At 59.4% G+C, this 20,315-nt stretch carries 19 protein-coding genes and 1 pseudogene; 12 read left to right on the top strand and 8 right to left on the bottom strand.

Features of this window, described 5'->3' with window-relative positions; genetic code table 11:
* Positions 1–52 precede the first annotated feature (52 nt).
* Genes IF809_RS15060 through IF809_RS15050 form a run of 3 tightly spaced genes read left to right on the top strand, consistent with a single transcriptional unit; the run spans position 53 to position 1,362 of the window.
* Entirely contained in the window at positions 53–490 is a 438-nt protein-coding gene (locus tag IF809_RS15060) for a hypothetical protein (protein WP_202949167.1), read from the top strand.
* Between the two features lie 6 nt (positions 491–496).
* Positions 497–727: a hypothetical protein gene (locus IF809_RS15055; RefSeq protein WP_202949168.1), complete on the top strand. Its 231-nt coding sequence runs from the start codon at positions 497–499 to the stop codon at positions 725–727.
* Complete coding sequence (locus IF809_RS15050) at positions 721–1,362, top strand: tyrosine-type recombinase/integrase (protein WP_202949169.1); 642 nt, start codon at positions 721–723, stop codon at positions 1,360–1,362. The genes IF809_RS15055 and IF809_RS15050 overlap by 7 nt, the downstream gene beginning before the upstream one ends.
* Here the strand turns inward: IF809_RS15050 and IF809_RS15045 are convergent.
* Entirely contained in the window at positions 1,326–1,520 is a 195-nt protein-coding gene (locus tag IF809_RS15045) for a hypothetical protein (RefSeq protein WP_080588721.1), read from the bottom strand. The genes IF809_RS15050 and IF809_RS15045 overlap by 37 nt on opposite strands.
* A gap of 192 nt (positions 1,521–1,712) precedes the next feature.
* Here IF809_RS15045 and IF809_RS15040 point away from each other — a divergent pair, with 192 nt between their 5' ends.
* Positions 1,713–2,726 carry a hypothetical protein gene (locus IF809_RS15040; protein ID WP_155795456.1) on the top strand — a complete coding sequence of 338 codons (1,014 nt, stop codon included), beginning with the start codon at positions 1,713–1,715 and terminating at the stop codon, positions 2,724–2,726.
* Between the two features lie 14 nt (positions 2,727–2,740).
* Here IF809_RS15040 and IF809_RS15035 read toward each other — a convergent pair whose 3' ends face one another.
* The 3 genes from IF809_RS15035 to IF809_RS15025 all read right to left on the bottom strand — a co-directional run bounded on the left by IF809_RS15035 (position 2,741) and on the right by IF809_RS15025 (position 5,906).
* Positions 2,741–4,141, bottom strand: coding sequence for an argonaute/piwi family protein (locus tag IF809_RS15035; RefSeq protein WP_038936587.1), 1,401 nt, complete (start codon positions 4,139–4,141; stop codon positions 2,741–2,743).
* Entirely contained in the window at positions 4,138–4,494 is a 357-nt protein-coding gene (locus IF809_RS15030) for a hypothetical protein (RefSeq protein WP_049803084.1), read from the bottom strand. Before IF809_RS15030 ends, IF809_RS15035 begins: the two co-directional genes overlap by 4 nt.
* Before the next feature lie 161 nt (positions 4,495–4,655).
* Positions 4,656–5,906, bottom strand: a complete 1,251-nt coding sequence (locus IF809_RS15025; RefSeq protein ID WP_049803085.1) for an SIR2 family protein — start codon at positions 5,904–5,906, stop codon at positions 4,656–4,658.
* A gap of 398 nt (positions 5,907–6,304) precedes the next feature.
* Between IF809_RS15025 and IF809_RS15020 the strand changes: the two genes are divergently transcribed.
* Genes IF809_RS15020 through IF809_RS15010 form a run of 3 tightly spaced genes read left to right on the top strand, consistent with a single transcriptional unit; the run spans position 6,305 to position 8,915 of the window.
* Positions 6,305–7,159, top strand: a complete 855-nt coding sequence (locus IF809_RS15020; RefSeq protein ID WP_038936588.1) for a type IV toxin-antitoxin system AbiEi family antitoxin domain-containing protein — start codon at positions 6,305–6,307, stop codon at positions 7,157–7,159.
* Entirely contained in the window at positions 7,146–8,057 is a 912-nt protein-coding gene (locus IF809_RS15015; protein WP_038936590.1) for a nucleotidyl transferase AbiEii/AbiGii toxin family protein, read from the top strand. Before IF809_RS15020 ends, IF809_RS15015 begins: the two co-directional genes overlap by 14 nt.
* 60 nt (positions 8,058–8,117) lie before the next feature.
* On the top strand, positions 8,118–8,915 hold the full coding sequence (locus tag IF809_RS15010) for a hypothetical protein (RefSeq protein WP_038936591.1): 798 nt from the start codon (positions 8,118–8,120) through the stop codon (positions 8,913–8,915).
* A gap of 6 nt (positions 8,916–8,921) precedes the next feature.
* On the opposite strand, the gene IF809_RS15005 is transcribed toward IF809_RS15010, so the two are convergent.
* A complete protein-coding gene (locus tag IF809_RS15005) occupies positions 8,922–11,159 on the bottom strand; it encodes a hypothetical protein (protein ID WP_038936592.1) in 2,238 nt (745 codons plus the stop codon).
* A gap of 279 nt (positions 11,160–11,438) precedes the next feature.
* Between IF809_RS15005 and IF809_RS15000 the strand changes: the two genes are divergently transcribed.
* From IF809_RS15000 to IF809_RS14980, 5 genes and pseudogenes are all read left to right on the top strand, one after another.
* On the top strand, positions 11,439–12,089 hold the full coding sequence (locus IF809_RS15000; protein ID WP_441258658.1) for a hypothetical protein: 651 nt from the start codon (positions 11,439–11,441) through the stop codon (positions 12,087–12,089).
* A gap of 81 nt (positions 12,090–12,170) precedes the next feature.
* Positions 12,171–12,764: an AbiEi antitoxin N-terminal domain-containing protein gene (locus IF809_RS14995; protein WP_038936594.1), complete on the top strand. Its 594-nt coding sequence runs from the start codon at positions 12,171–12,173 to the stop codon at positions 12,762–12,764.
* Positions 12,757–13,764: a nucleotidyl transferase AbiEii/AbiGii toxin family protein gene (locus IF809_RS14990; RefSeq protein WP_038936595.1), complete on the top strand. Its 1,008-nt coding sequence runs from the start codon at positions 12,757–12,759 to the stop codon at positions 13,762–13,764. The genes IF809_RS14995 and IF809_RS14990 overlap by 8 nt, the downstream gene beginning before the upstream one ends.
* A gap of 13 nt (positions 13,765–13,777) precedes the next feature.
* Positions 13,778–16,731 (top strand): annotated as a pseudogene (locus IF809_RS14985) (TrlF family AAA-like ATPase).
* Positions 16,732–17,045: 314 nt separating this feature from the next.
* Complete coding sequence (locus IF809_RS14980) at positions 17,046–17,486, top strand: hypothetical protein (RefSeq protein WP_038936596.1); 441 nt, start codon at positions 17,046–17,048, stop codon at positions 17,484–17,486.
* Positions 17,487–17,508: 22 nt separating this feature from the next.
* Here the strand turns inward: IF809_RS14980 and IF809_RS14975 are convergent, their stop codons facing one another.
* The 3 genes from IF809_RS14975 to IF809_RS14965 are packed head-to-tail and all read right to left on the bottom strand — an operon-like array spanning position 17,509 to position 20,239.
* Positions 17,509–18,543 (bottom strand): CBASS cGAMP-activated phospholipase, encoded by a 1,035-nt coding sequence (locus tag IF809_RS14975; RefSeq protein ID WP_038936597.1) that lies wholly within the window; start codon positions 18,541–18,543, stop codon positions 17,509–17,511.
* Positions 18,540–18,992 carry a hypothetical protein gene (locus IF809_RS14970; protein ID WP_063701336.1) on the bottom strand — a complete coding sequence of 151 codons (453 nt, stop codon included), beginning with the start codon at positions 18,990–18,992 and terminating at the stop codon, positions 18,540–18,542. Before IF809_RS14970 ends, IF809_RS14975 begins: the two co-directional genes overlap by 4 nt.
* Positions 18,992–20,239 carry a nucleotidyltransferase domain-containing protein gene (locus IF809_RS14965; protein ID WP_038936599.1) on the bottom strand — a complete coding sequence of 416 codons (1,248 nt, stop codon included), beginning with the start codon at positions 20,237–20,239 and terminating at the stop codon, positions 18,992–18,994. Before IF809_RS14965 ends, IF809_RS14970 begins: the two co-directional genes overlap by 1 nt.
* Between the last annotated feature and the right edge of the window lie 76 nt (positions 20,240–20,315).

Raw genomic sequence — 20,315 nt, 5'->3', positions numbered from 1 at the left:
TCAAGAAACGTCCAACAAAACGTCCAACATTTCGTCCAACACGTTCTTGAGAATGCCCGACTTTCTCACCCGCCGTCACGGCACCTGGCAGTTCGTTCGTCGCGTACCGATTGAGTTCGCGAAGCTTGATCGTCGCCGTGTCATCAAGCATTCGACGCGCATCAAGATCGCTGATGATCGCGCAGGGCGGCGCGCTGTGCGAGTTGCGCAGCAGCTCAACGAGCAACTCGAGATATTCTGGAAGGGACTCGCGAACGGGCAGCGGACAGAACAGCTCTCAAGCTATGAGTCCGCGCGGCAGCGTACGCGCTCGCTGGGGTTCGAATACGTCGAATACGACGAACTGCTACGTCAGCCGCCGGAAGCTCGCTTGCAGCGCCTCGAGGCCCTCGTCGCAAAAGGGGTAGCTGATGATAGTGCCGCCCGTGCAGCATTGTTCGGGGCCGCGAAGAGGCCGGCCTTTATGCTGTCCGCTCTGTTTACCGAATAAGAAGCCATGACAAAGGACGAGGTGAGGGATCTTTCGCCCGATCAGCTCCGCATTTGGCGCAATGGGCGCTCGCGCGCCGTTGAGCGGTTCGTGAAGATTGCTAAAGACAAGCCCATCAATGAAATCAACGAAGAGGACGGCATCAATTACTGCGAATGGTGGCGTGGCCGCATCATTGCCGAAGAGGCCGAGCCCAAGACAGCCAACAAGGATATTGGTCAACTCAACCGATGCTGAAGGAAGTCAGCATTCGGCGGCGGCTCAACCTGCCTGACATCTTCAAGGGACTTCGGCTGAAGGGCGGGGTCGAACGGCCACGGGTCCCCTATGAAACAGATTTCATCCAGAAGCGACTGCTTGCAAAGGGCGCCCTGGATGGCTTGAACGAGGATGCTCGACTGGTCTTGTACGTGGTGGCCGACACGGGTCTGCGACCTTCAGAGGTCGTGAACCTTCAGGAAGATGCGATCATTCTGAAGGGGCCAATACCTCACGTGAAGATCTTGCCGGAGGGGCGCCGCCTCAAGACGGCCGATTCACAGCGAGAGATACCGTTGGTCGGCGCTGCGCTCGCCGCCATGAAAAAGCGGCCGCAGGGCTTCTCGCGCTATCGTGATAAGTCTTCCAATCTATCCGCGGCGTTGAACAAGTATCTTCAGGAGAATGGGCTGCGGCCCACGAAGGAACACACCGTCTATTCGCTGCGACATAGCTTCAAGGGCCGGCTGATCGCGGCTGAAGCCCCCGATAGCCTCATCGACAGTCTCATGGGCCACAAGACCTATAAGCCGAAGTACGGGAAAGGCCCGTCGCTTGAATTGAAGCTCAAATATCTTCAGCGGATTGCCTTCAAGGCGCCTACTTCGCTGTAGGCCAACAGCCGACGCCGAGCGCGTGCCTTCGTATCTTCCCTGTCCTTCAATTCCTGATGCTCGGCCTCAAATTTTTCGTACATCGGGACCCAGAAGTCGCCATCCTGCTCGATGAAATAAGCGAGCAGCACCAGCGCACGCTCGATGCGCTCGATCATCGTAAGCTGAGATGGTGTAGCTCCTTGCATCGCGGCGTGCCCGGTTGTGCACGACAATCGGAACACCGCGAGCCGCAAAAGTCCTTCGTAATCTCTCGGAAATGCGGCTCAGTGACGAGCTTTCCCATTTTGTACAACCTGTTCTCTCTCCTCCAACTCCACGCCAGTCGCCTTTTCTAGCTGGCTCTGATCGTGCATGCTGCGACGATGCTATTGTTTCTTGCGAACGTCTTAGAGCAATTGGATTTGGCCCTCGAGCACCTATCGAAGGGCGACGTTAACAATGCGCGCTTCGGCGTGATGTTGACCGACAACGCCCTTGAACTCGTCTTGCATCAGATCGCCAAGGACAAGGCTTCTGAGCTGAAGTCATTCTCTTTTCGGGGGGAGACCTACGAGCACCAAGAGGCCCTCGACAAGGCCCTAGGTCGGACCTTTCCGGAGAAAGTCGCGTTTGCCCGATTGACGGGTGAGATGACCGAGGAGATCGCGCAGACCGTGCTCATCATGCATGGCGTGCGAAACGAGGTCTATCACGCCGGTTTGCAGCACGAGGCAATACTGCCAAGCCTTGCTGTCTTCTACTTCGATGTCGTGTGCGGGTTCCTCAACGGGTACCGGCCATTGTATTTTGGGTGGTCATCCGGTCAGCGTCTCCCAGATCGTTCGAAGAAGTATTTCAAAGGGCATCCTAGCTTTCCCGGCGAGATCGAGGATTTTGGAAGAGGCTGTGGCACATTATCTGCCGCATGCGCGCATAATAGCGTCACCACGGTCGCCACCCTTGCCGATCATCTCGACGAGATCATTCAGGAACAGGACACTTGCATTAAGATCGTAGCCGACGGGGTCTATGAAAATCAGCGGACGACACGGGATCAGGCTGTTGTTGATTGTCAGACTTGGCCTCTTGCCTTCTCGCAAGAGGCGATGGCGTTTGCGCAGAAGCGCGGTTTTTCCGGAAACCGACTTGAGTTCGTCGAGTGGCTCGGCAAAAACTATCCGCTAAAAGCCAAGCGCGACCCAATCCAACGTTGGGCGCAGCGCGCGGACAAGCTGCGCATGGAAAAGAATCCGCACAGCGCACTTCGACACTACAAGGCATTTATCATGGAAACCGAGCGGTTACGGGAATGGATATTGGAAGCCGCCGACGCCTGTGAGCGTGAAATCGACGCGGCGATCGATCGCGCACGCGGCAAATAAATTGATCCGGAAATCTACATAAAATTTCGGAAATCGAAGACGTCATCGACCATATTTGGATTTTGCTGGATAATTCGCGCGAAGCGCTGAGAATATTCGAGCGTCACCGGCAGTTTTTTATAGAGCGTATTGTTATTCCAATCCATTTTCGTAAGCCCGAGAATGCCCGCGCAGGTATCGTGCCATCCTCCCGCACCGGTAAACCGTTTGAGCAGAAGCGGGGATGGGATTGGTTTGAGATTGCCTTCCTTGTAGACGGGCTTGGATGCCGTCATGTGGACGCCGTTCACGCTGCCTTGTGACCAGAAAAATGCGGCATCGGGGGTTAGTGGTAGGTGTGTCCCGCGGAGAAGGGGGTAGCCGGAGGCGCGTTTGTTATCGCCATAGGCGAGTGCCATCCAGTTCGATGATTTTACAATCTGGACAAGCTCGACATTCGTCCGGTCGCTGAACGCATCGAGGGTCCCCAGGATCTCCTCCTCCCTGAAGGGGGTATTCTTATGTACCGTCACTTTTTTAGGAGGACGGCCCGAGTGGCCGCTCTGATAGATTTCAAGGCTGCGGGACATCACGGCCATCATTTCATTGTAATCGAGATACGGATTGCCGCGCCGGTCCTGCGTGAAGCTCTTGGTATCGTAGGCAACGAACTGAAAGCCAGTGCCGTCCGGGTCGAACACCTGGCTACAGCAGGTCGTATAGTCAGTCCCGTCGCTGCCTTTCTTCATCGCATAGCTGATGCCGATATAGGCCTCGTCGGGGTTTAGGCCGGCGAGCTTCCAGGGAATTCCGCCAGCCTTGGCATAAAGTGCCACGCTCAGGCCCCACATCACATTCGCGCGGCATTTGCGCAGGAGGGCGCCCGCTAGGACAATCTGGATCGGAATCCGGGTTGGTGCGCAGAATGCCTTGAGAAAATCATGCAGGTCGAAGCCCGGCGATTCAAAGCAAGCTTCCCAGGAATTCGGCAGATACATGAGCAGTACGTCAAACTCGGCCCGCTGCAGGGTGAGCTTGCCGATCGCATCGAAAATCTGACGCGCGAGTTCATTGCGATTGCCCTGAAGCGCGAGCTGGTTGAGATCCTCCGGCATTTCGAACCGGCGTGCTGTCTCGGAAATCAGCGGGGTACGGAACAGCTGTTCGAAGCCCGGATATTCCGGATAGTAGTTGAGCGCTTCGCGCGGCCGAGCCGAACCCTTCAGTTCGCGGAGAATGCCGTCCAGCTTTGGCAGCAACCCCTTCGGAGCCAGTAAGGCGACGCGTACCCGCGTTGGGATACCGAGCGGCAGGCTATAAGGACCATGCTGAAGAAGGCCACGGAGGGGATGCTTGTCCAAGCCGTTACCGGCAAAAACGAGGTCCGGTTCGGGGATCGTCGCATATCCATCCATTTCCGAAGGCGATGCAGTCATGCAATCATCCTCCGGCTAAAAGCCGTGCGCGCATTGACGACGATCTTCGGCGAGCCGGGACCCTCCGGTCCTTCGAAAGGCTTCAAAACGTGATCGGCCGCTCGCCCCGAGCTGGGAAGCAGGACATTGATCCATGCCGAGAGCAATGCGTCGCCCCGGTTGTTGAACCGGTTTCCCAGCCGCTCATCCAGAAAACTCGTGGCTTGCTGTCGTGCGTGCTTAGGCCAAATCCAGACATCGGGTTTCAGGACAAGCCAGAACCGGCCGTCAATTTCGTCCACATCGAGCCGGACCGCCTCGGCCCACCACACTTCTTCGGATTTGGGGTGATCCGGGGTTATCGCGGAGACCATGCCATCAATCCGGCCATGCAGACTGCCCCCGACACATTGAGAGATGCCCCGTGTCAGGTCCGGATTAAGATGTAGCCGATCGAGAATAAGGACCGATCCGCCGCGCCAATCCCGCATCAGCAGCGGCTTCCCTCGGATAAGGGAAAGGCCTATCGCACGCTCTATGAAGCCCTTAAGCTGGAGATTGTTCGCGTAATCCTGAAGCGGTCCTTGATGGAACACGGCGACAGCGAGGTGAGATCTGTGCCAAACGCTTGCCGCAGGGCCTGTTCGCCGCCCCATGCCAAAATCGACGAGCCTTTTGTCGCAATGATCTTATTACGTGCCTGCTTTTCCGCGGCGTGAATATCATCCCAGTCCTTGGGCGCCGCAAAACTGAGTTCAAGGCAACTGTCGGGTAGCTCTATCAACGGAAGTGCATTCAGGCGGAGAATTGGCTCGCCGGTGCCAGCTCCCTTGCGCGGAATAGAAACGGCTTGAGAGCCGGTCCGGTCGATCTTCTCGATGAGTTCTTTTGGCCTCTCCGGGAATTGCTTCCAGATCCGTGACATCAGGGAATCGAAGGTTTCGATTTCGATGAGCTCGGCGCGCACCCCCTTGGCGTGAGCCGCTTCTAATAGCGCGGTCACGGCCGGGAGCGGCTGCCGCCCCTTCAGGGTTGTCCAGTAAAGGCCATGGGGGAATGGATTGGGGCCGTCAAGAACGCGGTGAAGGAGCTGCATCACGCTCTCGTCACGACCGCTGTAGCCTGCCACGATCATGCCGAACCGATTGCAGGCCGTTACAAGGCAGTCGCCCATCTCGGCATTTTGTGTTTTCAGATCCTCCGTAAGATTCTTGATGCTCGTGAAGCGAAAGTCGCCGTGAAGCTTGCAGTAGATGGGGAAGGCATCGTTGTTCAGTGCTTGCTTTGCGGCGTAGCTTCCTTCGAGATGAAATGCAGCGAGGCTCTTGCCGGTCACTTCCGCAACGGCGCGTTCGACAACCGTGTCGAAGTTGGTCGTAAACACGACCTTGATTGCTCCCGTGCTGAACAGGCCGCCAAAGACTCTGTGACCGAGAGTGAGGGATGATGCTTTCTCGGAGAGCTTAGCTTGCAGATAACGGCTTTGCCGTTCGAGGTCGGCGCCGAAGATCAGTTCGAAACTTCGGCTATAGGCCGTGGGATCGCTCGACGCGGGAAAGCCGCGCGACATCAGATAGGATTCGATCTTCTCGCGGACCGCAGCGTTTTGCAGATCGTTCGACGAAACTTCCTGGTGCTCTTCAGAACAATAGTAGCGCCGCTTTAGATCCCAAATGATATCCCAGGCTGTAGGTAGGCCTGCACTTTGGGACGAGCCCGCGCCGAGCATCCAAGCAAACATGCCTGGCGCTTCCGTTACGATGCGGATGAACTCTGCTTGCTCCATTGGTTCAGGCTAGCTTTGCTGGGCGCATACAACCACTGATAAAATACTACTTATATAATCGCCTTTGAGTTGACGGGCGCGAGGGAAGGCCGATCGGTCGTCGCGATGCGGATTGGGGACGGAAAGGCCTGGCAAAATTGCTCCCGAAGCGTGCGTGATATGTTCTTTCGCGTGAATGGGGTGTTCCGGCTGTCCACAGCTTTCAGAAGGCCTGCTGAGCCGGCATCCGGCGGTCTAAGACGGCTCCGCCGCGGCTGACCTAAGGTACTGAAAGGATTTCATAAATTTACGCCGAATTCTGGCTGGTTTGCTGTTCTTAGAGATTATCAAGTCATAATTGATTTATATGAGGAATTTCAAACTAGCCATCGGTTTGAATATATGCTATATTATCAAGCATGACTAGATCAAAGGGACGCCTTCTAAACCAGCTCGACAAGCTCCTCCCAGAAGGGCTGCTGGTGGATTCAGCTTGGCTCAAACGCCACGGCTACTCCACCCAGCTTCAAAACCTGTACGTAAAGTCAGGGTGGCTCGAACAGCCCAACCGCGGTGTTTTCCGGCGTCCGCGTGGCGCCCTAAGCTGGCAGCAGGTTGTCATATCCCTACAAACCATCCTCAACCATTCACCGCTTGTGGTTGGCGGGCGGACGGCGCTCGAGCTGCAAGGCTATGCACACTACCTCCCGCAATCGACGACGCGCGTTCATCTCTACGGACCAAAGGCACCGCCGCACTGGGTTCAGAAGCTGCCGCTGTCCGTCAAGTTCGTCTACCACAACGACCGGCGGCTCTTCAAAAACGAACCCGTCGCAAAAGGCATAAGCAGTGTGCGTTGGAACGTCCAAACCGGGAAGATGCTCGACGTCACGGCCTTTCGAGGAGGTGACGTAGCCCAACTGAACTGGGGACAATGGGATTGGCCTTTGACCTTATCGACGCCTGAGCGCGCTGTCTTTGAGCTGCTCGACGAATTGCCCAACAATGAAAGTTTCGGGCAAGTCGATGCTCTCCTTGGCGGCCTCGCCAATCTTCGGCCGGATCGCCTGCAAAAGCTCTTGCAGGATTGTGTGAGCGTGAAGGTCAAACGCCTCTTCTTTTACTTTGCAGATCGCCACAAGCATGCCTGGCTCAAACGCCTCAGCAAAGAAACCGTCGATCTGGGCCAAGGCAAACGCATGCTCGTTAGAGGTGGCGTCCTCGATCCTACCTATCAGATAACCGTTCCCGGAGACCTCGATGGCGTTCGCTGACGTTTATAAAAAGCAGGTCGCGCTACTGCTGCGCGCTCTTCCGTTTGTCACCGAGGAAGAGTGCTTCGCCCTGAAAGGCGGCACCGCGATCAATCTGTTCGTTCGCGACATGCCCCGACTCTCCGTGGATATAGATCTCACTTATGTTCCCATAGCACCACGAGCTGAATCCCTTGCCGACATTGACGCGGCGATGAAGCGCATAGTTGGCAAGATCAAAGAGAAAATCCCAAGTGTACAGGTCCACGAAACCCAGAAAGAGGGGGGCATCGTCAAACTTGTCGTTCGTAGCCAGCACGTCCAGATCAAGATTGAAGTCACGCCGGTGCTGCGCGGTTGCGTCTTCGAGCCCGTTCTGACCTCCGTGCGTCCCGCCGTCGAAGGCGAGTTTGGGTTTGCAGAGGCCCGCACTGTTTCCTTCGCCGACCTCTATGGTGGAAAAATCGTCGCCACTTTGGATCGCCAGCATCCGCGTGACCTGTTCGATATTCGCGACCTGCTGGCCAATGAGGGAATTACCGATGAACTCCGCAAGGCCTTCATCGTCTACCTCTTGAGTCACGACAGGCCGATGTTCGAGGTACTTGGCTCGCCGCAAAAAGATATCAGCGACGAATTCCTTCACGGCTTCGAAGGGATGACCGACAAGCCCGTGTCGAAGGACGAGCTGAAAGACGCGCGCAAGAAACTCGTTGATGAGATCGTCGGCAAGATGCCCGAGGATCACCGAAAATTCCTAGTGTCCTTCGAACGTGGTCAACCGGATTGGGATCTCCTCGGCGTGCCTGATACTGCCAATCTGCCGGCCATCAAATGGCGCCAGCAGAACCTCGACAAGCTCTCGAAGGAAAAGCGGGGCCGGCTTGTCGCCGATCTTGAAAAGGTCCTCATCAAATAGCGCAGTAGCGCGAGCCTTCTCACGCCCAAAGGGGGGCTACAACTGTTGCGGGAGCATGCTATGCTGGCCTGTTTTTTTGGCCCCTTCCTTTCAGCTATCCAGACAAAAGCGATGACGACTAAAGTGACACGCAAGCATCCGGTTTCCAAAAAGATCTACGACAAGCACATTCAACTCTTTCGCTACCTCAATGATGCTTGGATATTTACGCATCTGCTTCGGCCTGAATTGGACAAAAAGGCGGAGGAGCTGCGCGGCAGCAAGTCGAGTGCCAAGAAGGAATACTCGGTACCCAAACGAAACCAGGATGTCGTGAGCAGACGGCGCGATAGGGATGTCGGTGACGTGTTTAAAGCGCAGTGCGACCGGGGGATATTCGAAACAAATATCGTCGCGATAGTGTCTCGAGTCGAAGCGTTCATACAAGATTGCCTTAGAATTGCGATCCTCGATACGCCGGAGAAGCTTGTCCTGATCGGCGACAAGAACATTCCTCTTAATCTCTTTCTTGAATTGGAGGATCGCGATGTCCTTCTCGAAGCCGTGATCGAATCGCGTTGCCAGGAACTGCTATTCGCGAAACCAAAGGACTACTTGGAGAAATTCGCGAAAGTTCTTTCGATCGACATCAAGAGCGAGATCCTTGAAAGCTTTATCGAAATGAAGGCGTCGCGCGATGTGATCGTCCACAGCCGGGGTGCGATCAACAAGATCTATGTCGAAAAAGCCGGAAGGAAAGGACGAGGGGCGGTCGGAGAGGAATTGGTCGTGGACGAGCCATATTTCACGGACGTGATTGAAAACGCTAAGTTGCTCTCAGGTGCAATTCAGCGCGAAACGGAAAAGAAATACAAGTGAACCCATTTAGATGTGGCCACGTGGCTGAGGGTATTGCGTTGAATCAGATCGCGGTTGCCGGATATATCGGTAGAAGCTTGCCCCGTCGAAGGTGGAGTGCCGTGAGCGGCGCACGAATAGGAATAACGCGCATTCGACGCTGCCTTCATCCGGCATGAAATCGGCGGCCATATTGCGTCCCATCTCGTGCCACTCTTGCCGATCGGGCAGTATTTTTAGCAGATGGATGGCCAATGCGAATACTTTGCTGCCAATCCGGAACGTAACGTAGGAGATGTCGTCCTCGGACGAAGAAACTCCGCGCCTAAACCGTCGTATTCTGCGTTCGAGCTCCGCGAGCTGCGGCGGCATTTGATTGAGAATGACGTTGATGATATCGAACCGGTGACGCTGCATATCATCGCGATAGAGTTCGCGGACGATCGCCTCCCACAACGGCGGCAGTGAGATGCCATGAACTTCGACCACAGTCCTGTCCGCCCGCGACTTTTTGGATCTGCGCACCAGCGAGTCTGAGGCAAAAAAGACGATGCGCTTGCCATCCAGTGCGTCTCGGTCCACCCATAGTCCGTTTGTCAGGTAGGCCGAGAGTATGTCCTGCTCATCGCCCTCAAAGTCGAGAACCTGCTCAAGCGTAGCCCGACGCGTAAGGTAATGGATGAGCGACACCTCGCTGTCCAGAAACCGAACGATCATCTGCAAGTCGCCGAGCGACAGGACGGGCGCCCAGGGCGTCTGCTCGGTGACCAAGCCAAGCTCTTTCAAATAGTGACGAGCGCTGGTGAGTGAGGCGAAGTGCTCAATGCAAATGCTGAAAGTGAACACCACCTTCGGCTTGTCTAAATTGAGGTTGATTTGTTGTCCCGTAGTCTTGAGCCGCAAACGCGCGCTCTTCTGGCGCGTATCAAGGTAATTCTGCAGGCGGCCCGATTGCACGCCGGGTTGCACGAAGAGTTCATTGAAATTCTTTCGTAGGCTCAGCGAGCCGCCGCGCCGAGCCGCATCTTTGATTCGGCCTGACTTGGCTTCAAAGACAAAGATGAAATTGCCGACCACCGCGACAACATCGTTCTCCCAAACCTGGCCGGTTTCCGAATCATCCCAGGCAACGCCGCGATAAACGGATGCGCTTGGCATGGCAGTCGTGACAAGATCTGCGATCGCCTCTTCAAGATAGTTTGCACGCGCACTTTCATAAGCAACTTCGAGCGCGCGGTGACCCTCCATCAGGGATTCAAGGATTACGAAGGGGAAAGAGACTATGAGGTGAGGCAGCGGCGCAAAGAGGCTCCCATCATCAAGCAGGACGTAGGGACGCCGCCAGATGGGATTGTTCAGATATATGTGCTCGGGATTGAATTCTGAGAGGCTACCCGGCCTGATTGCCAAGCTGTAAAGCACGTCGACGATTGGTGCGGGAAAGGCGGCGTCGAGATCTTCTCGAGAAAGTGTATAGATCCAGGGGTGCGCGAACTCCGACACCTGAAATGCAGCCATCCGGAGATCCTCCAGATCGCCCCACCGGTTTGTGCAATTGCCCCATACGCGGTTTGCAAGCGGATACGAGGAACAGAAGAAATCGATACATTCGACCAGCTCGGATCGTCGCTTCGTATTGAGAAGATCGTGCATACGCTCTGTGAAGATCTCGAACCGTTCCTGGACCAAGTCCATCAAGCGAATGGCGGCGCGAAACAAATCGGAGAGCCTGTAGCCGAGTGCAGTCTCAGAGGAGATGTCGATTTGCTTCAATATCCCGTTCAGCGCGTGCTCACAGTCTTCTCGTGAAAATATGTTTCGATAGTACAGAGTGAAAAGACGAGCACGGCGGCTCACGTACCTTTCGATATCGGTCTCATTGCCCGTATTGGATTGCTTGTTCATAAATCCGCGCAGATGCCGCCGGACGAAGCGCCAGTATCTTCCCAGATTGTTGGGCGAGACCGGATTGGTCGATGGTCGTTGGGGGTTGAGCAGCATCAATATCTGCGTGATCTCAACTTCGACTTGCTTAGGCATTTCCGGACGTTCGACGCGCGGGTTAGTGAGTATAAACCGCGATGCGGTACGGGCGAGAACCGCAAAGGGATCACGGATCCTTAAAAACAAGGTCAGTGCTTCGAGGCTGGATTCAAAATCGGCTTGCCATTGGCGAGCGTCCCAATCCTGCGTATTGGCAAGTTCGGGATCGGGCGGCAATTCCAATCGCTCATAGCCCGGCAAGCTTTGTTCTAGGTCCGTCATTGCACCTCCCGAAACAAGAGAAAGCCAAGTGATGGCAGCGGTCAAGTGAGGAGCCGTAATGCTCTAGGTGGCGCCGGCTCTGGACGGAAATCGCTTGCTCAGACCAAGCCTTACCGACGCGACATGCCTTTCAGCTCCGCCCGACGCTTGGCGACAAGGTGACGCGTTTCTGAGGTGTCGAAGCCGGCCTGCTCAAGCTGGCGTATCGTTCCAGTCAGTGCAACGATCTGCGCCCGAAGATGAAGCAATCTGCAGGAAGTCGATTGGCGCGGCTTTCGTGTGCCATGGATCTACACGATCGACAGCGACATCTTCGTTCGTCCCAATTCGCCGCCGTCCCCCGACACGCTGAGCTGGGAGGACCGAGCCTACGACGATGGCCACGGCGGGACATACGAAGAAGAGCGCCCGGTCGAGCTGCACCTGGAGGAGGTTGCAAAGACCGAGCTGACGGCGTGGGACCAGAGCCGATGGGCGACCGTCGAGCAGGCGAAGCAATCGGTTTTGTTCGAGACGCCGATCCCTCACTTCCTCGTCCGCGCGTTCCTGGCCGAGGGCGTTGATGAATTCCTTGCGCACATCACGACGATCGAGGCGGCGCTTGGCTTGCGCGCGGACTATCAGAAGAACTTTCGCATCGCGCCTGATCGCCACAAAGGGAGGCGCGCCAAGAATAGAATGCGGGGACGGGTGGCCGGCCTTCTGGGCGATCGACGCTTCGCCGACCAGTATGAGCAACTCTTCAACGTGCGGAGCGCCTTCCTGCACGGGCGCGCCATGACCGCCATCTCGACGAAAGAGCGGGTGATGGCGCGGTCCTTGGCCCGCCAGGTCGTCGAGGCGCTGATCCTTGCGACGCTCGCGGGGCCGATCAGCTCGCGGGAGGACTTCCTGGACGGTCTGCTCGATAGGGGCGCGCCGTTGATCTAGCCGGAATGGACGGCTCCCGGGCAGGTCCGCCGGCTTGAAAACTGTCAGAAAACCGCGTATATTTCTGACAGGAGAACGGTCATGCAACGGTTAACCGAACAGATTCTCGCGCATGCCGAAGGGTTGCCGGAAGGCACGCCTGTGGCGGCTAAGAGCTTGCTCCACCTCGGTAATCGAGCCGCGGTGGATCAGGCCTTGTCGCGTCTGACCGAGCGGGGCCAACTGATCCGGGCCGGTCGCGGCGTCTATCTTCGTCCCGTCACGAGCCGGTTCGGCACGAGGGCTCCCTCCGTCCAACAGGCGGTCGAGGCGCTCGCCAACCAGCGCGGCGAGGTCATCGTTCCGAGCGGCGCTGCGGCCGCCAACACCCTCGGCCTCACGACACAGGTGCCGGTCCGATCGGTCTATCTGACCTCCGGCCGCAGCCGAACGATGAATCTCGGCAAGCAGGTCGTCGAACTTCGTCACGCTCCGCGGTGGCAACTCGCCCTTGCTCACAAGCCGGCGGGCGAGGCGGTGAGAGCGCTGGCTTGGCTTGGGCCGGAGAAGGCGGAAGCCGCCCTGAAAACATTGAAGCGGAAGCTCCCGCCGTCCACTTTCAGCGAACTGGTCGCGGCAGCGCCGCAACTTCCGACCTGGCTCGCGCGCAGCGTGGGAAAGGCGGCGCATGGCTGACGCCTTTCTCCTCCTTCCGGTCGCCGACCGCCGCGAGGCGCTAAGCGTCGCGGCCGATCAGTCGGGACGACCAGCGCACCTGCTTGAGAAGGATGTATGGGTAGTGTGGGCGCTCGCCACGCTCTACGGATCGGCGCTCGGCGAGCATCTGGTATTCAAGGGCGGCACGTCACTGTCGAAGGCCTATGGGGTCATCCGGCGGTTTTCCGAAGACGTCGACCTGACCTACGACATCCGGGCGATCGCGCCCGATCTGGTGGACGGTAACGGCGAGGCGTTGCCGAAAACACGCAGCGAAGAGAAGCGCTGGTCGAGCGAGGTGCGCAAGCGCTTGCCGGAGTGGGTGGCGGGGGCCGCACAGCCGGTCATCGCGGACGCGCTGGCCGCGCAGGCGTTGGTTGCCACGATCCGCGTCGAGGGCGAGAAGCTGTTCATCGACTATGAGGCGACTGCGGCAGGCTCCGGCTACGTGGCGCCAAGCGTGATGCTGGAGTTCGGCGCGCGATCGACGGGCGAGCCGGCAAGTCTGCGGGATATCGCCTGCGACGCATCGGGCCTGGTCGAAGGCGTGGTGTTCCCGACGGCACGGCCCCGCGTGATGCACGCCGAGCGAACCTTGTGGGAAAAGGCGACGGCGATCCACGTCTTCTGCCGGCAGGAGCGGCTCCGCGGCGATCGCTTCGCGCGACACTGGCACGACGTCGTGCGGCTCGATGAGGCCGGGCTTGCGGAAGCGGCTTTCGCGGATCGCGAACTGGCGAACGCTGTCGCGCGCCACAAGTTCGCCGAGAAGGCGGCTGACCGTAGTCCGATCGATTACGCGGCCGCCGTGAATGGCGGTTTGCAGCTCGTGCCCGGCGGCGATGCCTCCAAGGCACTGCAAGAAGATTACGGCCGTATGGTCGAGGACGGGTTGCTCTTGGACGATGCCGAACCCTTCGAGGCGCTGATGGCGCGCTGCGCCGATATCGCCGCGCGTGCCAACCGCGCGGGCGCATAGAAGGGGGAGGCGAATGCTTAGTCGGGGATCGGAATGGCGGAGGTGGGAGCCGCATATTCATGCACCGGGCACGGTGATGAACAACCAGTTCAGCGGCCCGACGGCCTGGACTGACTATCTCACCGCACTGGAGCGGGCCACGCCGGTTATCGAGGCGATTGCCGTCACCGACTATTACGTCACGGATACCTATGAGGAGGTGCTGAGGCACAAGGCCGCTGGCCGGCTGCCTGCCACCAAGCTGATCTTCCCGAATGTCGAACTCCGGCTCGACGTGGCCACGGCCAGGGGCGGGTTCGTCAATCTTCACCTGTTTGTCAGCCCGGAGGATCCAAAGCACGTCGAGGAATTGCAGCGACTGCTGTCGCGCCTGCAGTTCAACGTCATGCAGGACCGCTTCGACTGCACGCGCGCGGACCTCATCCGGCTTGGCAAGAAGGCCGACCCGAACATCACCGACGACAACGCGGCGCTGGCCTATGGGGCCAACCAGTTCAAGGTCAATTTCCAGAAGTTGCGTGAGGTGTTTTCGGAGAGCGGATGGGCGAAGAAGAACATCCTGATTGCGGTCGCGGGCGGCGCGACCGACGGAACGTCGGGCGTGCGGGAGGCTGCGGACCAGACGATCCGACACGAAATCGAAGGCTTCGCGCATGTGATCTTTGCCAGCAGCCCGGCGCAACGCGAGTTCTGGCTCGGCCAAAGGGATCTTGCCCCTGATGAAATGCGAACCCGATACGGTGGGTTGAAACCCTGTCTGCATGGGAGTGACGCCCACAAACTCGACGATGTCGCCTCGCCATTCGGGGACCGGTTCTCCTGGATCAAGGGTGGGTTGGAGTTCGATGCCCTGCGCCAGGCGTGCATCGACCCCGGCGGCCGCGCGCATGTGGGTGCCGAACCGCCGGCATCGGCAACGCCATCGCAAGTGATCTCGGGAATCGAGATCCTTGATGCACCTGGATGACGACGCCGGTCCTTCCGCTCAATCCCGGGCTGGTTGCCATCATCGGCGCCCGCGGCTTCGGCAAGACCGCGCGGGCCGATATGATCGCGGCGGGATGCGACTCGATCTCGGACGAGGCGTGGAACGCCGAGGAATGGGCCAACCCCTCTTTTCTCATCCGCGCCCGGCCCCTTGTCGGCGATGGGAAGGTCAAGGTGAGTTGGGCGTCCGGAGAGCCGAGCATCCGCGCGCTCGATGGCTCGGATGCGAACGGGCCTTTCAGCTATGAGCGCGTGCGGTATCTGTCGCAGCAGTTCGTGGAGGAGCTGTGCTCGTCGAGCGGGCTGACTGACGGTCTCCTGCGGGAAATCGAACGTGTGATCTTTGAGGCCCATCCAGACGACGCTCGGGACGGCACCTTGGACTTCGCCGAGCTTCTCGACCACCGCGCGTCGCGTCATCGCCTCGCGCGCGAACGCGAGGCCGAGGTCGTGGCGCAGATTTCCGAGCGCATCGGCACCGAGCTGGAGAAGGAAAAGCTGATTGCGACCTATGAGGGGCAGGTTGCGCAAAAGAAGAAGCTCGTCGACGCCTACACGGCGGATCGTGCGAAGCTCGTTTCGGCCGGTAGCGAGAAGCGAGCCCAGCGTCACACCGAATTGGCCGGAACCGCAAACCAGATTCGAGCGAAGCTGCGCCAGTTCGCCGGCCAGCGGCAGACCTTCCTGGCAATGCAGGATGAGGTGAAGGACCTGCGACGCAATCAGGCCCCTGAAGCGCTGAGACAGGCCCAGGCGCGCCATACCCACAGTGGCATGTCGGCAGAGCAGTGGGCGTCGTTCCTGCTGGACTACAAGGGGCCCGTCGACAACGATCTCGCCGGCTATGTGAAATGGGTCGATGGTGAGATCGCCAAGCTCAAGGGAACGACGCCGGCGCCGAGCGATCCGAATACGCCGTACTTTCGAGACGACGTCGATCTCAGCACGCTGTCACAGGCCGTCCTTGAAGCGGAGATGGCGCGGCTGGAAAAGCTGGTCAGCGCCGACAAGGAGACGCAGCGGCGATACACAGCGCTCTCTGGCAGCATCGCGACCGAGACTGCAGCGCTGCAAACGCTTACCGACAAGCTGAAAGACGCGCAGGGCGCCAGAGATCGGGCGCGTGAGCTGCAGACGCAGCGCGAGGAGGCTTATGGCAGGGCCTTCGACGCGCTTGTAGCGGAGCAGTCTGTGTTGGAGGACCTTTACGCGCCGCTTATGGCGCGGCTCGCCGCGGCGTCCGGCACGCTCAAGAAGCTCTCCTTCTCCGTCACGCGTGTCGCCAACGTGGAGCAATGGGCCTCCGAGGCGGAAGACGGTCTGATCGACCTAAGGAAAGTCGGCGCATTCCGAGGCAAGGGCACACTGCTGCAGAAGGCGAACGAGGTGTTGAAGGGCGCGTGGGAGGTCGGGGATTCGGCCGCCGTCATCGCGGCGATGGCTGAGTTCCGACGGCTTTATCAACAGGACCTGTTGGATCATTCTCCGGTCGCGCGCACTGACCAGGCAGAATTCCGCGCGTGGTCGAAGCGCTTCGCACAATGGCTGTTCAGCACCGATCACATCTCGATCCGCTATGGGATTGATTACGATGGTGTCGACATCCGCAAACTGTCGCCAGGCACCCGCGGCATCGTGCTCCTGCTCCTCTATCTAGCGCTGGATGACAGCGACAACCGGCCGCTCGTGATCGACCAGCCCGAGGAAAACCTAGATCCCAAGTCGGTTTTCGATGAGCTGGTCCACCTCTTCATCGAGGCGAAGGCCCACCGCCAGGTAATCATGGTCACGCACAACGCGAACCTCGTGATCAACACCGACGCGGACCAGATCATCATTGCCGATGCCGGGCCGCATCCGCACGGCTCCCTGCCGCCGATCTCATACAGGTCGGGCGGGTTGGAGAACGCGGAAATCAGGAAGGCGGTCTGCGACATCCTCGAGGGAGGAGAAGGCGCATTCCAGGAGCGAGGCGCGTGAGGTTGGAGCGATGAGAGTGGAGGTCACCGATTCCATCGAGCATCCCCCAATTCGTATCCGTTGGGAGGCGATATGGCGACGAGGGCGATCTTTGTCGGGGTCAACAAGCACCGGGATTTGCGATTCCGGAGCTCAGCGGCGCGCGGCGGGACGCCACAGCGCTGTGGGCGCTGTTCACCGACACGATAGGGGCCTTTCGGCACAGCTCCTTGTCGATGAGCGGGCGAAGGCGATAATCTCTCAAGCCGTTCGTCGTTTCTGATCTGAGCACGGCCACTACATGGTCCACGATCGGCGATCAGCAGAAGGTGTCCATGGAGCGGCTCACCCTCAACTATGTCTGGAAGCAGAAATCAACGCCGGTCGTGCTGCGCCGGACCGGGCGTGGTGAGAAGCTTCGAGTGCGACTGCCGTTTGCTGACGAAAATCGACAATGGCTGCAGAACGGCCGGCGAACAGCAGTTGAATGGATCGGCGGGACGGACGCCTATTGGGAGTTACCGAAGTCCTGGTTCAACGACTTCGTCGATCGGGCGCTACAGCGTTACGGCAAGGTCTACATCATCCAGCCCTATCGCGAGCAGGAGATCTGCGCGCGGGCGTGTCAGGAAGCGCTGGGGCACGAATGCCAGTGTTCCTGCATGGGCGCCAACCATGGCATCGGCAATGACGGCAGCTGGTTCGAGGTCTCCGACACTTTCTCGACCCGCTGGGGCGAGCGCGAGCTCGCCTGTCGTCTGCTGACGGCCCGGTAAGGACGAGTACCCGATCAGACGCCTACGTCATCGGGCAACGGATGAATTGCTCGACTGCGCCATCGAGAAACACCCGCTCGATGTGATGCCCGGCACCTTCGACGAGACTGCGTGCCACCATCGGCAGCTCCCGGACAGAGCGCTGCACGTCATCCATCGCGATCGGTGTGTCGCTTTCCGGCACATCGATCCGAGTGACGTTGTTCTTGCCGACCAGCAGGTAGGCTTGGCCGAGGGCATTGCGGGATTGCGCGCGGGCGGCCGCATTGAAGGAGCGCATGAACGCCCAATCCTTGATGCCGCCGTTGCGCGCCCGCTCATCGACAGTGAAGCTGGACTCACCAGTTCCCAGGCTCAGGATACGCACGTCCTCTCGCGCAATGTCGAAGCAGGCGAGGGCGTCGACCAGGGCATTCATGACCGGATTGTTGGCCCAGATCCCGCCATCGATCATGATGTAGCCGTCGTCCTCGACACCGGGGTAATAGGACGGGGCCGCCGTCGTGTGGAGCGCCACATGCGCGAACTTCTTGTGGCGGTCCTTCTGGTAGTCCGGGTGGTGCGGCGTCTTGTAGAGGAACGGCTCGCCGTGCCGCCCTTCGAAGCTCGGGATCACCAACCGGGTGACGGCATCGTCGAGCACCTTGTCGCCAAAGATCCTCAGCAGCTCTTCCTTGAGGGTGCCCTGGTCGTGCTTCGGCTTGAACAGCCAGCGCAGCACCCTCGACACCTTGCCGAGCCCAGCCGCCGGCGGAAAGATGCGCTCGCCGCGCTCGAGATAGATGTTCAAGGCCTCTCGGGCCGTCATCCCGTGGGCAAGGGCGAGCGCGATGATGCCGCCCGTCGAGGTGCCAGCGATCATGTCGAAGTGATTGGCGATAGAGCCGCCGCCAAGGAAGCGGCTTTCGAGTTCGGCCAGCACCGATGCAGGAAAGACGCCACGAATTCCGCCGCCGTCGATCGAGAGGATGCGGAAAGGGCGGCCTTGGGGCCATGGCTGCTTCAGGCGAGCATGTTGGATCGTGCCGTCGGAACGGCGCGGCGGAATATAGTTCATTGCATGGTCCCCATTGGTTCGGCGGATGCCGATCCTGCGTGCCGCCCGCCGCCGGTCCAGCGCCCGGTCATCAGCCAAAGTTCGTAGCAGGCGAGCCAGTCGAGTGCCCAAGGGACGGTCGTGCTGGCGATCGTCATCGCTGGTGACCATTCCCCCTCACGAGGATCGAACAGGCAAAGCGTCGGATCCTCAGCCGGCGGATAGACGTGGGGCAGTTGCCCCTCAGAATTACCGGGCAACCGAACCAGCTCTGGTGAGAGCACCCGAACCTCGGGGAACGATCCGAGCTCGTACCGGATCTCCAGCGAGTAGCTCGCATATTGGGGCCTCACGCTCCCCACCCACCGCGCAGACTGCGCGCGGCGGTCAATCCGGCGTGCCGCGAACTGCGGCCACGTCGCGTTCATCGCGGCGACCTGCTCGTCGATGGAGAGGATCGCCGCCGCCATCAGATTTTGCGCCCGAAGAAGGTGTGGGGCCGCGCCGCCGAAACGGCCGGATTGACGATCGGCGCCGCGACCGCGGCGGCGGAGGGCAACAGCACGCCGCCTCGCCGCGTGTAGAGTTGACGGGATTGCTGGATCCCGCCACCAACCTCGGTTGCGATCTGGTCCGCGGCACGGGTCACGACGCGGTCGCCGAAGTCGTCGCGCAACGTATCCATCATCGTGTTGGGGAACATCTCGCCCTTGCGCATCGCCTCGAGCGAACGGACGAGCTCCTGCAGGTGTTCGGCGAATTCGTCCTGCTGAGCAATGGATTCCGGCCAGCGGTCGGTGAAGACATCGGCCTCGCAGATCGGATTCGCGACATGCAAGAGCCGGCCGTAGAGCGAAGCCTGCTCGATGTCGCGGATGATCCAGCTCGCGAGGCGAACGAGCATGGCGCTGAGCGACATGTTCGGCTGCGCGGCGAGCCCGGCGTAGTAGGAGAGCATCACCGACGGCGGAATGCGGCCGCTATAGCTGGCATAGCGGATGTTGCGGAAGCGCTTGAGGAGCTGAAGAGCGAGCGTCGCGGTGTTCTTGACGATGAAGTCGCACTGATCAGGAACATCGTCCACATCGGCGTCGGCGCGAGCGGCAAGGCCGGCATGGTCAAGCCAGCGCCGGTGGAACTCCTTCGCCATGCGCAGTTCGAGCGGCGTCCTGCTCGCATACCACTGCGCGAAGCCATAGGCGTTCATGTCGACGAGGCGATCGTCGTCGGAACGGCGCGGACCCTTGGCGTGGGTGATCAGGCTTTCGCGATCGAGCCTGGCGTAGACGCGCAGCGACGGCGTGACGTCGAGATGCATCTTGTCGGCGTAGAACAGGGTGACGCAGCGCGTCTGCCGCAACACCCGCTGCACGGGATAGTCGGCGAGTGCTGCTTCGAGCTCGGTCAGGATTTCAAGAGGGGCCATGCTGCGGAAGCGGCCGCCGAGCTGCGAGACGATGTCGAGATCGTACTCGTCGTCGGTGCCGCGCGTCGAGATCGTGGCGTCGATCGCCATGGAGCCCTGCGGGTAGAAGTGCTCGATCTGGTCGAAGAAGGCGGTCGTGGCCTCGAGGTGGCGCCGCACCGCCTCGTAACGCGACTTCGCCTTGTCATGCAGCGAGGGCGGCAGCTGAACGCTGAGCGCAATCTCGGCGAGGATACGGTCGAGAGGGTCGTCGAAGGGATTGAGGCCGGTCGGCGCAAGTTGGATGCTCAAAATCGATCTCCACAGCGGGCTGGGCTGCGTCTGTGCATCTCGCCACCGCCCGCGCGATGTTCGGGATGATATCAAC

This window comes from Bradyrhizobium sp. UFLA06-24 (assembly GCF_054967145.1).
This window is presented reverse-complemented; position numbering and strand designations above follow the sequence as displayed.